This window comes from Xanthomonas sp. A1809, assembly GCF_017746015.1.
GTDB classification, from domain to species: domain Bacteria; phylum Pseudomonadota; class Gammaproteobacteria; order Xanthomonadales; family Xanthomonadaceae; genus Xanthomonas; species Xanthomonas euvesicatoria.
In genome coordinates this window covers 80,119-93,802 of the sequence record NZ_JAGHWZ010000002.1, presented here as the reverse complement: position 1 = coordinate 93,802, position 13,684 = coordinate 80,119, and the positions used below count along the sequence as shown (strand labels likewise).

General features: G+C 63.8%; 7 protein-coding genes. All 7 read left to right on the top strand.

The features are described from left to right. Positions 1-81 precede the first annotated feature (81 nt). The 7 genes from J7396_RS00920 to J7396_RS00890 all read left to right on the top strand — a co-directional run bounded on the left by J7396_RS00920 (position 82) and on the right by J7396_RS00890 (position 13,460). Positions 82-2,343 carry a methyl-accepting chemotaxis protein gene (locus J7396_RS00920; RefSeq protein WP_209260819.1) on the top strand — a complete coding sequence of 754 codons (2,262 nt, stop codon included), beginning with the start codon at positions 82-84 and terminating at the stop codon, positions 2,341-2,343. A 207-nt stretch (positions 2,344-2,550) separates the two neighbouring features. Further along, on the top strand, positions 2,551-4,812 hold the full coding sequence (locus tag J7396_RS00915) for a methyl-accepting chemotaxis protein (RefSeq protein WP_209260818.1): 2,262 nt from the start codon (positions 2,551-2,553) through the stop codon (positions 4,810-4,812). A gap of 649 nt (positions 4,813-5,461) precedes the next feature. After that, a complete protein-coding gene (locus J7396_RS00910; protein ID WP_065613278.1) occupies positions 5,462-8,131 on the top strand; it encodes a Cache 3/Cache 2 fusion domain-containing protein in 2,670 nt (889 codons plus the stop codon). Positions 8,132-8,755: 624 nt separating this feature from the next. Further along, positions 8,756-9,541: a flagellar brake protein gene (locus J7396_RS00905; RefSeq protein WP_071118594.1), complete on the top strand. Its 786-nt coding sequence runs from the start codon at positions 8,756-8,758 to the stop codon at positions 9,539-9,541. Between the two features lie 135 nt (positions 9,542-9,676). Continuing rightward, on the top strand, positions 9,677-10,159 hold the full coding sequence (locus tag J7396_RS00900; RefSeq protein WP_003486339.1) for a chemotaxis protein CheW: 483 nt from the start codon (positions 9,677-9,679) through the stop codon (positions 10,157-10,159). A gap of 452 nt (positions 10,160-10,611) precedes the next feature. After that, positions 10,612-10,995, top strand: a complete 384-nt coding sequence (locus tag J7396_RS00895) for a hypothetical protein (RefSeq protein WP_003486337.1) — start codon at positions 10,612-10,614, stop codon at positions 10,993-10,995. An 83-nt stretch (positions 10,996-11,078) separates the two neighbouring features. Continuing rightward, positions 11,079-13,460, top strand: coding sequence for a methyl-accepting chemotaxis protein (locus tag J7396_RS00890; protein WP_057680744.1), 2,382 nt, complete (start codon positions 11,079-11,081; stop codon positions 13,458-13,460). The last annotated feature ends 224 nt before the right edge of the window (positions 13,461-13,684 follow it).

Sequence of the window (13,684 nt, the reverse complement as noted above, 5' to 3'; positions counted from 1 at the left end):
ATCGGCGCCACCAGCGTACCCAGTACGCCTCCCCGCCCTGCGCACTGCCCCTTTCCTGCCCATCGCCCTCGAGATCCCAACATGATTGCTCTTCTTCAACGCTACAACGTCGGCAAGCGCCTGGGCTTCGCCTTCGGCACGCTGATCCTGCTGTCCTGCGCCCTGGTCGTCGCTGGCCTGTATACGCTGGCGCAGGCGCGCCAAAGCCTGGATACGCTCGCTAATCGCAACATGGTGATCGTCCAGCGGCTGCAGGAAATGAACAACGCGGTGTCGGTCATTGCCGTGCAGCTGCGCAACATCGTATTGCCGACGCCAGACGAAGAAAATCAACACTTCGTGGCGATCATCCAAGAGCAGCGCCGCATCTACAAGGAAGCACACGACAAGCTCTACACCTTCTCGGCAACGCCTGTAGCTCAGGCGCTACGTGAGAGGATCGATGCCAACAATCAGGCCGCCCGCGCGCTCAACCAGCAGGTGATCGACCTGGACCTGGCCGGCAAAACCGACGAAGCGATGCCCTTGCTGTTGCAGCGTGCCGCACCGGCCACGCAGGCATGGCAGGACGCGCTGCTGGAGTATTCGGCGTTGCAGCGCCAACGTGCCCAGGAAGCCAATGCGCTGGCCACCACGGCGATGGCCCGCGGGCGAGCCATGTTGATTGGTGGCGGCCTGGCGGTGGTGCTGATCAGCGGCTTGCTGGCATGGCTGATCACCCGCAGCCTGGTGGTTCCGCTGACGCGCGCCACGCGCGCGGCCGAAGCCATTGCCCAAGGCAACCTGGACAACGACGTCAGCGCGAACTCCAACGACGAGACCGGTCGCCTGTTGCATGCCATGGACAACATGCAGGGCCAGCTGCGCAATCTGATTGCCGCACAGCTGGGCATGGCCAAGCGCCATGAAGAAGGCCAGATCAGCTTCCGCATGGATGCCGGCGCGTTCCCGGGCGATTTCGGCCGCATGGCCAATGACACCAACGAATTGGTGGCCGCGCACATCAAGGTGAAGATGCAGACCATCCACCTGATCGAGCGTTATGCCATCGGCGACCTGTCCGAAGACATGCAGCAGTTGCCCGGCGAGAAGGCGGCCATCACCGCGGCAATGAACCAGGTCAAGCACAACCTGTCGACCATGAACACCGAAATCAAGCAGCTGGCGCAGGCTGCGGCCAACGGCGACTTCACCGCGCGTGGCAATGCCGAGCAGTTCCAGTTCGATTTCCGCATCATGGTGGAAAGCCTCAACACCTTGATGGCCACCGCCGACGGCAACCTGCAATCGCTCTCCGGCTTGTTGCAGTCGATCGCTGCCGGCGACCTCACCGCGCGCATGAGTGGCCAATACCAGGGCGTGTTCGCGCAGATGCGCGACGACGCCAATGCCACCGCCGAACAACTGGCCAGCATCGTCGGCCGCATCCAGATCGCAGCCGACGCGATCGGCCTGGCCTCGGGCGAAATCGCTTCCGGTAACCAGGATCTGTCGCAGCGTACCGAACAGCAGGCCGCCAACCTGGAAGAAACCGCCGCCTCGATGGAAGAGCTCACCTCCACCGTCAAGCAGAACGCCGAGCACGCCAGCCAGGCCAACCAGCTCGCCATCGGCGCCGCTGCGGTGGCCTCGCAAGGCGGCGATGTGGTGGCCAAGGTGGTCACCACCATGTCCGACATCCAGGGCTCGTCCAGGAAGATCGCCGAGATCATCAGCGTCATCGACGGCATCGCATTCCAGACCAATATCCTGGCCTTGAATGCGGCGGTGGAAGCGGCGCGCGCCGGCGAACAGGGTCGCGGCTTCGCCGTGGTCGCCTCCGAGGTGCGCACGCTGGCGCAGCGTTCGGCCGGTGCTGCCAAGGAGATCAAGCACCTGATCGACGACTCGGTCGAAAAGGTCACGCAAGGCGCAACCCTGGTCGATCAGGCCGGTACCACCATGGCCGAGATCGTCGCCAGCGTGCAGCGCGTCACCAACATCATGGGCGAGATCTCCTCGGCTTCGCAGGAACAGTATGCGGGTATCGAGCAGGTCAACCAGACCGTGACCCAGATGGACGAAACCACCCAGCAGAACGCCGCATTGGTGGAAGAAGCCACCGCCGCCGCACGCGCAATGGAAGAACAGGCGCAGCAGCTGACAGAAGCGGTGGCGGTCTTCAAGGTGGCTGCGCATGCACCGGTGGCACGTCGGTTGTCGGCCATTGCCAGCGCACCGGCCAATGCCCGCTTCGCGCCGCGCCCGGCAGCACGCGTCACCCCGGCGGCCGCATCGCCACGTCGCAGTCCTGCGGGCAACGCCACATCGGCCGCAGAGCTGGGCGATTGGCAGGAGTTCTGATCGCAAAGGCAGCGTCACGCACGGCAGTCGGTTGCGAACGACTGCCGTGTTTATTCCTGAGAACCAGCTGTATCAAGCGTCCGAGCTCACTCAATCGATTGCAGGCAGCGCCGATAACGCTGCTTTGGCGACAAGCAACGTGAGCGCAATGCGTTTTTCCAGCCTGTCAGCGCAACCGCATTCCACCTTTTAGAGCCGAGCGATTCCATGAACTCTCTTCTGCTGCGTTTCAATGTCGGGCCGCGCCTGGCTGCCGCCTTCACCGTGCTGATCCTGCTGTCCGGGTTCATCGCTTTCATCGGCTATCGCGGGCTGACCTCTGCACGTGCGCTGGTGGATGCCCTGGTGCACCAGAACATGACCAAGATCCGCCTCTCCAACGACATGATGAATGCCAACTACGTCATCGCCGCGGAGCTACGCAATGTCGTGTTGCCGACCAGCAACGAAGACAATCTGAAATTCATCGAATCCATCAAGCAGGCGCGCGCCGACTACGCAAAGGCGCACGATGCGCTGTATGCCATCCCGTCTTCGCCGCAGGGCATCGGCATCCGTACTGAGATCGACCGCCTCGGGCAGCCGGTGCGTGACTTGAACAACCAGGTCGTTGACCTGGTGATGTCTGGCCACAGCGATCAAGCATTGCCGCTGATGCTTACCCAGGCCGCACCGGCGATGCAGAAATGGCAGGACAAGATCGGCGAGAACATTGCCCTTCAGGACAAGCTCGCCTCCGAAGCAGCCGAAGTGGCATTGCAGTCCATGGACGATTCGCGCAAGTTGCTGGTGGGCGGTTCGCTGATGGTGGTATTGCTGAGCGGCACCCTGGGCTTGCTGATCACCCGCAGCCTCACCCGGCCGCTGAGCCGCGCCACCCGCGCTGCCGAAGCGATTGCCGAGGGCAGGCTCGATAACGCCGTGCATAGCGATGCCAGCGACGAAACCGGGCGTCTGCTGCAGGCCATGGACAAGATGCAGTCGCAGGTGCGCAACCTCATTACCGCCCAGCTGGACATGGCCAAGCGCCACGATGCGGGCCAGGTGAGCTTCCGCATGGATGCCGGCGTGTTCCCCGGTGACTACGGCCGCATGGCCGGCGACACCAATGCGCTGGTCGACAGCCACATCCAGGTCACCGCGCGCCTGGCGCAGATCATGGGCCGCTATGCGATCGGCGACCTCAGCGACGACATGGACGCCCTGCCCGGCGAACAGGCCAAACTCACCGAGACCATGGCGCAGGTCAAACACAACCTGGCCGCGATGAATCGGCAGATCAAGCAGCTGGCACAGGCCGCCGCGGCCGGCGACTTCAGTGCTCGCGGCGACGCAGTGCAGTTCCAGTACGACTTCCGCATCATGGTCGAGAGCCTCAACCAGCTGATGGCCACTGCCGATGGCAGCCTGCAAGCGTTGTCGGGCATGTTGCAGGCCATTGCTGCGGGCGATCTCACTGCGCGCATGGATGGCCAATTCCAGGGTGTGTTTGCGCAGATGCGCGACGATGCCAATGCCACGGTGACGCAACTGGCCGGTATCGTCGGGCACATCCAGACCTCGGCGGTCTCGATCAATGCGGCTGCCAGCGAAATTGCCGCCGGCAACAACGACCTGTCGCAACGTACCGAACAGCAGGCCGCCAACCTGGAAGAAACCGCTGCCTCGATGGAAGAGCTCACCTCTACCGTCAAGCAGAATGCCGAGGGCGCACGCCAGGCCAATCAACTGGCGATCGGTGCGGCCAGCGTGGCGTCGCAAGGCGGCGAGGTCGTCGGCAAGGTCGTGGACACCATGGCGGGCATCCAGGCCTCGTCGAAGAAGATCGCCGACATCATCTCCGTCATCGACGGCATCGCGTTCCAGACCAATATCCTGGCCTTGAATGCGGCGGTGGAAGCGGCACGTGCCGGCGAGCAGGGCCGCGGCTTTGCCGTGGTGGCCAGTGAAGTGCGTACGCTGGCGCAGCGTTCCTCAGCCGCCGCCAAGGAGATCAAGGACCTGATCGGCGACTCGGTGCAGCGCGTCACCGACGGCTCGCAGCTGGTGGACCAGGCGGGCCGCACCATGGCCGAAATCGTCTCATCGGTGCAGCGCGTCACCGACATCATGGGCGAAATTTCCGCTGCCTCGCAGGAGCAGTCGGCCGGCATCGAACAGGTCAACCTCACCGTCACGCAGATGGATGAGGCCACCCAACAGAACGCTGCCCTGGTGGAAGAAGCCACTGCCGCCGCGCGCGCGATGGAAGAACAGGCACAGCAACTCACCGAAGCGGTGGCGGTCTTCAAGGTCGATGCGAACGCACCGGTGGCACGCAAGTTGTCAGCCATCGCCAGCGCCGTGAGCCACCAGCGGCCGGCGACGCGCCCGGCTGCACGTGCCGCCGTGGTCGCGGCGACACCGCGGCGCGTGGCAGTGAGTGCAACCACGTCGACCGTTGGCGATGGCAATTGGCAGGAGTTTTAAGCGACGGCGCCGGAGCCCACCGGTCGCCGGCAGTGGCGGGCGACCGGCACCGCCAGCGGGATCGTTTTTAGTCGCTATGGTGCATTCGGCCGCCGTACTCATCGTCAACCGGTCGCAGCTGCCGCTGCGCGTTTCACGCAACACCGTTGTCCAGCAACACAGACGTTTCGAGAGCCTTTGATCCGCGCTCCGCAGATCTTGTGGGCCGCTTCCCTTGCGAGGGGAAGCGGCCCTTTTTTTGTGCTGCCCACCCGGAGTAAGACCGACAGACCGCACCAGCGCTCTTCAGGCGAAGCGGTGCGTAGCAACCGAGGATGTGAGCCAATTCCGGCTCCGGCCATAACCGCCTGGCGACTGCGCAACCCTCGCATTGGTTGCCCAGGATGTTGCTCGGACGGGCGGCCGCAAGGCGCCATTTCGCCCGCCGTATGCGGCCCGTCGCCTCCCTCAAGGACACTTTTGGTTTCACCCAAAATTTACAATCGTCGGTGACAAGGTGGACGATGTGAAACCGCTTTCAGCCAGCGAATGCTGAATGGAATGCCTAATTTTGTGCTGATTTCAACGGGAACAATCAATTTCGAGCATAAACGGCCGCTACCAAGCTCACGCATTCGTAACGCCCTCCCCCGGGCAAGGTCGATTCCTCATGCATTCCTTCAACCGCCTCTCGGTCGGTACGCGGCTCTCCGCACTGCTCACGCTGGTCATCGCCATTTCGCTGGGGCTGCTGGCCCTGACCATCTATCGCCAGTCCGCTGGCGATATCGAATCGCAGGTCAAGGCCGAGCTGCGCTCCAGCACCCGACTGATGCAGCAGTCGGTGGCGATGTACGACGTCACGCTCAGCGAAGGCACCCAGCGTCTGGGCAGCGTGTTCGACGACATGCTCCCCACCGGCGCGCGCGAACTCGATAGCGCCAGCACGGTCACCATCGGCGAGCAGAACACCCCCTCGCTGCGTGCCGGCAAGCAGGCATTGAATCTCAATTTCGACGCCGTGGACCGCTTTGCCAAGGCGACCGGCGGCGTTGCCACGATCTTCGCCCGTACCGGCGACGACTTCGTGCGCATCACCACCTCGCTGCGTAACAAGCAGAACGAACGCGTCATCGGCACCCTGCTCGATCGCAAGGGCAAGGCCTACGCCGCCCTGTCGCAAGGCAAGAGCTTCACCGGCCAGGCGCAGCTGTTCGGCGAGCAGTACATGACCCATTACCAGCCGCTGCGCGATGCCGCCGGCGAGGTCATTGGCGCGCTGTTCGTCGGGCGCAACTACACCCAAGGCCTGGCCGCGCTCAAGGCCCAGGTCAGCACCACCAAACTGGGCCAGGACGGCTATTTCGTCATTGCCGACATGGCGCCGGGCGATCACCAGGGCCAGATCATCGCGGCTCCGCCGGGCACCCCGGCCACATTGGCGGCACTGGTGCCGGCCGAACAGCAGGCCCTGTTGCAGGCAGTGCTGGACGGCAAGCAGCCCAGTGCCAACCTGCAGCTGCGCGATGGCAAGGGCGCCAGCCAGGCCTTCGAAGTCACCGCACAGCGCTACGCGCCGTGGCAGTGGGCGGTGATTGGCGCGCAGCCGCGCAGTGCCATCGACGGACCGCTGGACGCGCTGATGGGCAGCATGCTGCTGTTCTCGCTGGTGGTGCTGGCACTGTGCATCGCGGTGGTGTTCATTGCCGCGCGCAAGATGGTCACCCGCCCGCTGCTGGCAGTGGAACGCGTGCTTGGCGACGTGGCGGCCGGCCGCCTGGACAACGCGATTGACATCGACCGGCATGACGAACTCGGTCGCCTGCTGCTCAACGCGCGCACCATGCGCGATGACCTGCGCGCGCGCCTGGAACGCGACCACCTGATCGCCAGCGAAGCACTGCGCGTACGCACCGCCTTGGACGACGTCAGCACCAATGTGATGATCGCCGACGCCGAGCGCCGCATCATTTACGTCAATCGACCGCTGCAGCGCATGCTGTCGGAGATGCAGGACGTCCTGCGGCACGATCTTCCCAACTTCGATGCCGCTGCACTGGGCAATACCCGCATCGACCAGTTCCATCGCAATCCCGAGCAGGCACGCCTGCTGGATCAACTCAAGAGTACGCACACCGCACAGGTCGAAATCGGCGGCCGCATCGTGCAGGAAGTGGTCAGCCCGGTCGTGGCTGCCACCGGCGAGCGCATGGGCTATGTGGTCGAATGGAGCGACCGTACCCAGGAAGTGCAGGTGGAACAGGAAGTCGCGCACGTGGTGGAAGCCGCCGCGGCCGGCGACCTCAGCGAGCGGATCGACGTGCGCGGCAAGCAGGGCTTCCTGTTGCTGCTGGCCCAACAGCTCAACACGCTGCTGGACAACAACGCAGACGGTCTGTCGCGCGTCTCCGCCCTGCTCTCGTCGCTGTCGCAAGGCGACCTGACCGCACGCATGGACGGCGCGCTGCAGGGCGTCTTCGCCACCATCCGCGACGACGCCAACGCCACCGCCGACCAGTTGGCCGGTATCGTGCGCCGCATCAAGGACTCGTCGCTGACGATCAATTCGGCCGCCACCGAAATCGCCACCGGCAACGGCGACCTGTCGCGTCGCACCGAACAGCAAGCGGCCGCGCTGGAAGAAACCGCAGCCTCCATGGAAGAGCTCACCGCCACCGTCAAGCAGAACGCCGACAACGCCGACCAGGCCAATCGCCTGGTGCTGGATGCTGCCGGTGTGGCGGCAAAGGGCGGCGATGTGGTGAACCGCGTGGTCACCACCATGGCCGATATCGACGCCTCGTCGAAAAAGATTGCCGAGATCATCAGCGTGATCGACGGCATCGCCTTCCAGACCAATATCCTGGCCTTGAACGCGGCGGTGGAAGCGGCGCGTGCCGGCGAGCAGGGTCGTGGCTTTGCTGTGGTGGCCTCGGAGGTCCGTACGTTGGCACAGCGCTCGGCCGGCGCGGCCAAGGAGATCAAGCACCTGATCGAAGACTCGGTCACCCGCATCGGCAACGGCGCGGCACTGGCTTCCGAAGCCGGCAGCACCATGCAGCAGGTGGTGACCTCGGTACAGCGCGTCACCGACATCATGGGCGAAATCACCAGCGCTTCGCGCGAGCAGGCCGCAGGCATCACCCAGGTCAACCAGACCGTCACCCAGATGGACGAAACCACCCAGCAGAACGCCGCGCTGGTGGAAGAAGCCACTGCCGCCGCGCGCTCGATGGAAGACCAGGCCGCACAGTTGGTGGATGCGGTGGCAGTGTTCCGCCTGGAGCCACAGGACCGCCTGAGCACCCTGCTGTCCAACGCACGCCATGCCTACAGCTGAGACGGCAACGACGATTCATTGCAGCCAGATCACAGCATCGAGGGCGCGCTGCCCTCACCGCCCGCGGGACATGCCATAAAACCGTCCATGGCGGCTCGATGGCGGCATCCATGCCGCCAACGGCCCGGCTACCGGCAAGGACACCTCGCCAGACAGTTTTCTGGTGGCGGTGCTGAAGTGCTTAGGACACCGCTTCGCGCGGCTTGGGGTTGCTGGTTGCGGTGTTGAAACCCTGCACACCGACCAACGCGACTGGTCCTTGCCCGCCCACCGTCGCGGGACCCTTGGCGGCTTGGATGCCGCCAAGGAGCTTACAAGGACGTAGTTGCAGCGTGTCCTGCGATGGTGGGCGGGCAAGGATCCTGCAGCGAGCGACAACACGTAGAGGGCACCGTGCCCTCACCAGATAGTTCGCTGGTGGCGTATTGAAGAACGAAGACCTCGCGCCAGACGTTGACGCTTGCTTGGCTGAACGCGCTGCACACAGACCATCGCGGCTGCGCCTGGCCACCGATCGGCATAGAGTTTGGTCGGCCGCCTTAAAGATTTGGCTTTGCCGCCGATATCAAGGCGACGCCGGGACAACCCGCCAGGCGCCTTCCCGCTTCTACTGTGCTTGTGCCCATGTCCCAAGGCGATACCTCAGAGCTGGACCACGACGCCGATCACCTCGCCGAAGGTGACGAGCGCTACCTGCTGCGCAACAAGCGGCAGATCCGTGGATTGCTGCGCCAGCTGCTCGACCAACGCGCCATCGTGACCATGCATGTGGCTGGCCGCGACATGGCCGTGCCCACCGCCGTGTTGGAAGTGGACGAAGACGACGACTGCGTGATCCTGGACGGCAGCCATAACGATGCCTCCAACCGCGCCATCGAGGGCGCCAAATACCTGCTGTGCTACGCCCAACTGGAACGGGTGAATATCCGCTTCCGCCTGGAGAACGCCGAACGGATCGAGCGCGACATCCACGTCGCCTTCCGCGTCGACCTGCCTGCCGCGATGTACCACATGCAGCGGCGCGAATCGTACCGGCTGGAAACGCCGATCACCGATTCGCCCGTCTGCACCATCCGCCAGGAAGCGGCGCAGGGAAACGAGTTCAACCTGCAGCTGCGCGTGATCGACATCAGCAGCGGCGGCCTGGCGGTGTCCCTCACCGACGGGATGCCCTTGCTCGAATTGCAACGCACCTACCGCAACTGCATCCTGCAATTGCCCGACACCGCCCCGATCACGCTGCCGCTGACCGTGTGCAGCCAGCACAAGCAGGCCCTGCCCAACGGCAGCGAAGGCTTCCGGATCGGCATGCAGTTCAGCGACCTGCCGCGCGGCGCCGACGAAACCATCCAGCGCTACATTTTCCGTGTCGACCGCCAGCGCAATGCGCGCAAGAGCGGCGTGTTCTGAACCCTCGCGTACCACGCGGGGCCGGCACCTAAAGTTGCCGCCTACCCCGCCGATGTTGCTAGGGCATCCCGCATCCGTCTCTGCTGCCGCAGTCCTGCCTCAACCCGACACTTAGCCGCAACGCCCGGAGTTTCCATGAACGATAAAAGCACTGCCACCGGCACAGGTGGTGAATTCCTCAGCTTCGCTTTGGGCGAAGAACACTACGGCGTGGATATCCTGAAGGTGCAGGAAATCCGCGGCTACGATTCGGTCACGCGTCTGCCCGACGCGCCGGACTACATCAAGGGCGTGATCAACCTGCGCGGCACCATCGTGCCGGTGATCGACCTGCGCCTGAAGCTGCGCCTGAAAGAAGCGCGCTATGACGCTTTCACCGTGATGATCGTGCTCAACGTCGAGGACCGCGTGGTCGGCATCGTCGTGGACAGCGTGTCCGACGTGATTCCGCTCAACGACGACCAGATCCGTCCTACCCCCGAATTCGGTGCGTCGGTCGACACCCGTTTCATCTCCGGTATCGGCACCCAGGACGATCGCATGTTGATCCTGCTGGATATCGAAACGCTGCTGGACAGCACCGAGCTGGGTCAGCAGCTGGTGGAAGAAGCCGCCTGATTCAAACGGCTGCGTTGCCTCGCCTGCGGTCGCCGGAGAGGTGTAGAGGAATGCAGGAGCCGCCATGTACGACAAGCGGCTACCAAACGACTGCCAGGCCGCCAGAACGCGCGTGGTCGGCGCTCCGAATCCCGATGTCGCACATGTGCACTCCGGCTTCTGCGCCCCTCGCCACTGTTGGCTGATTCGCTCCGTTCGGTAGCCGCTTTTCAGCGTATGCGGTGGCGCCGTGCACCCACTGCACCGCTCCGGCGGCCGCAACGCTTTTGTGCGATCGCATTTACGACGATCGCGTGTCAGGAAGCTCCCGACACGCGACGCACCACTCGATGGAAATGAGATAACAATCACGTTTTCCGGATTCAAGTTGAACGGCGGTTAGCCGATAGCTGAATGAAGCCCGCGTCCACACAACGGGTCACCGTTCGACTTTTGATTTCTGGAGAATCCCAATGAAGTTCCTGCTCTCGCTCCTCCCCGTCGCTGCTCTCGTGATCGTTGCTCCCACGCTGTCGGCCCAGTCGCAGGAAATGATTCCGCCGGAAATGGCGACGCGCTTCGTCGGCAAGGACGGCATGGTGTGCGGCAAGGTCGAAAAGGCCAAGTACGCGCAGAGCTCGGAAGGCGAACCCACCTTCCTGTACATGGGCGGCATGTTCCCGCGCCACACCTTCTCCGCACGCATCGACGGCGCCAACCGCGGCAAGTTCAGCTTCGCCCCCGAAACGCTCGAAGGCAAAGACGTCTGCGTCCTCGGCAAGATCCAGCGCGACAGTTCGCGCGCCGAAATCGAAGTCAGCTCCCCGGCCAGCCTGAAGCTCGCCACCATCAAGTAATCGCCTCGCACATCGCCACGCCCTCGCGCGTGGCGATGTGCTGTTGCGGCTATGCGGACTGACTTCTACGGGGAATCGTGTCAATGCAATGGATCAACAATCTGAAACTGATGCCCAAGCTGATGCTGGCGTTCGGCATCGTGCTGCTGATCATGCTCGTCCAGGGCGTCATCGCCTATTCGGGCCTGGCTTCGCTCAATAATGTCACCCGCGACCTGGCCGGCAACACCATGTCCAGCGTGCGCGAGGCGGGCGATCTGCGCGGCATGCTCGGCGAATACCGGAATGCGGCCTACCAGAACCTGGTGCGCGCCAGCGATTCGGTCAAGCAGGAAGCCAAGGTCCGCGCCAAGAAGCTCAATGGCGAGATCGAAGCCACCATCAAGGGCTACCCGCGTCTGATCGAAAGCCCGCAACAGAAGAAGCTGTTCGACGTGTTCGTGGCGGACTGGAAGAAGGCATCGGCCTCCTATGCCAGCGTCGACGAAATGATGGAGCTGAATCTGCCCGACGACGCCATCGACACCTTCGTCGGCGAGACCCGTACCCTGCACAACAAGGCCAAGGATTCGCTGGCTGCCTTGATTGCCGAAGATAACCTGCTCGCGCAGGCGGCCAAGACCAAGGCCGAAAAGGTCCACGCCACCTCCGTCACGCTGACCCTGGTGGTGCTGTTGATCGGCATCGCCGGCGGCCTGGGCCTGGCCTTCCTGTTCGCCCGTTCCATCGTCAAGAGCATGCGCGGCGCGGTCACCACGGCCACCGAAATTGCCGGCGGCAAGCTGGACGGCCAGATCAACGTACAGGGCCAGGACGAAGTGGGCGAGTTGATGCGCTCCATGCAGCGCATGCAGCGCGACCTGAAGGAACGCATTGAACGCGACCAGGAGATTGCCGACGAAAACCTGCGCATCCGCACCGCGCTGGACAAGTCCTCGACCGGCACCTTCATCACCGATCCAGAGCGCGTGATGATCTACGCCAACGACGCCTTCAAGAAGATCGTGGCGCAGTACGAAAGCAGCATCCGCCTGGCATCGCCCGAATTCGACGCAAGCAAGGTCATCGGCCAGCACATCAGCTACCTGGGTTTGTCGGATGCGACCGTGCGCAAGGCCATTGCCGCACTGGAACGCGATGGCGTCACCAGCTTCGAAGAGCGTTTCGGCGAAGTGGTGCTGGCGCAGACCGTCACCTCCATCAAGAACGAACAGGGCGAGACCAGCGGCGAAGTCTGCGAATGGCGCGACCGCACCATCGAAGTGCAGGTGGAAGAAGAAGTGGCCCGCATCGTGCGCGCTGCCGCCAGTGGCGACATGAGCGGGCGTGTGGAAACCGACGGCAAGCAGGGTTTCTTCCTGCAGCTGGCGCAGCAGCTCAACGGCTTGCTGGATGCCAATGCCGGCAGCCTGGAACAGATTTCGACCCTGCTGTCCGCGCTGTCGCGTGGCGACCTGACCGTGCGCATGCATGGTGAGTTCAGCGGCGTGTTCGCACAGATGCGTGACGATGCCAATGCCACCGCCGAGCAGCTGGCCGACATCGTCGGGCGCATCAAGATGTCGTCCACTGCGATCAATTCGGCCGCTGGCGAAATCGCTTCGGGCAACAGTGACCTGTCGCACCGTACCGAGCAGCAGGCCGCCAATCTGGAAGAAACCGCCGCCTCCATGGAGGAGCTCACCTCCACCGTCAAGCAGAACGCCGAAAGCGCCCGTCAGGCCAACCAGCTTGCCATCGGCGCCACCGGCGTGGCTTCGCAAGGCGGTGAAGTGGTGTCGCAAGTTGTCACCACCATGTCCGGCATCGAAGCCTCGTCCAAGAAGATCGCCGACATCATCAGCGTCATCGACGGCATCGCGTTCCAGACCAATATCCTGGCGTTGAATGCAGCGGTGGAAGCAGCGCGTGCCGGCGAACAGGGTCGCGGTTTTGCTGTGGTCGCCTCCGAGGTGCGCACGCTGGCACAGCGTTCGGCCGGTGCGGCCAAGGAGATCAAGGGCCTGATCGACGACTCCGTGCACAAGGTGGCCGAAGGCTCGGCACTGGTGCGCAAGGCTGGCGCCACCATGGCCGACATCGTGGCCAGCGTGCAGCGCGTGACCGACATCATGGGCGAGATCTCTGCCGCTTCGCAGGAGCAGTCGTCCGGCATCGAGCAGGTTAACCAGACCATCACCCAGATGGACGAAACCACCCAGCAAAACGCTGCGCTGGTGGAAGAAGCCACTGCTGCCGCCCGCTCGATGGAAGAGCAGGCAGGTCATCTGGCCGAAGCGGTGTCGGTGTTCAAGCTGGACGACTCGGCTACGCAGGCGCCACAAAGCGCACGCGTCCGGCCGATCGCCTCGCGCCCGGTTGCAGTGAAGAGCGCCGCCAAGCCGGTGGCACGCGCAGCAGCAAGCGCGTCGCGGCCAGCCAAATCCCAGGCCGCACTGGCCGACGGTAACTGGCAAGAGTTCTGATTCACCGCTGTCACCACAACGCCCCGGCACTGCCGGGGCGTTGTGCATTTGGGCCAGGCACCTGCGTTGATCCCCGCGTACGCTGCGGCAGCACGCCGATGGGGCATCTTTGCCTCTGTGCGCCCATCACCAGCCGCCGTCCCCATCGGACGAGCTAGCGAGCCCAACCGCGCCCAATCCACGCATTGGCGCTTCAGTTGCGCGGCTCCGTGGCCGATATCCAG

What these genes read in the sequence shown, in the direction of transcription:
- J7396_RS00910 (WP_065613278.1), top strand. Translation starts at nt 5,462, where the DNA reads ATGCATTCCTTCAACCGCCTCTCGGTCGGTACGCGGCTCTCCGCACTG.
- J7396_RS00905 (WP_071118594.1), top strand. Translation starts at nt 8,756, where the DNA reads ATGTCCCAAGGCGATACCTCAGAGCTGGACCACGACGCCGATCACCTC.
- J7396_RS00920 (WP_209260819.1), top strand. Translation starts at nt 82, where the DNA reads ATGATTGCTCTTCTTCAACGCTACAACGTCGGCAAGCGCCTGGGCTTC.
- J7396_RS00895 (WP_003486337.1), top strand. Translation starts at nt 10,612, where the DNA reads ATGAAGTTCCTGCTCTCGCTCCTCCCCGTCGCTGCTCTCGTGATCGTT.
- J7396_RS00900 (WP_003486339.1), top strand. Translation starts at nt 9,677, where the DNA reads ATGAACGATAAAAGCACTGCCACCGGCACAGGTGGTGAATTCCTCAGC.
- J7396_RS00915 (WP_209260818.1), top strand. Translation starts at nt 2,551, where the DNA reads ATGAACTCTCTTCTGCTGCGTTTCAATGTCGGGCCGCGCCTGGCTGCC.
- J7396_RS00890 (WP_057680744.1), top strand. Translation starts at nt 11,079, where the DNA reads ATGCAATGGATCAACAATCTGAAACTGATGCCCAAGCTGATGCTGGCG.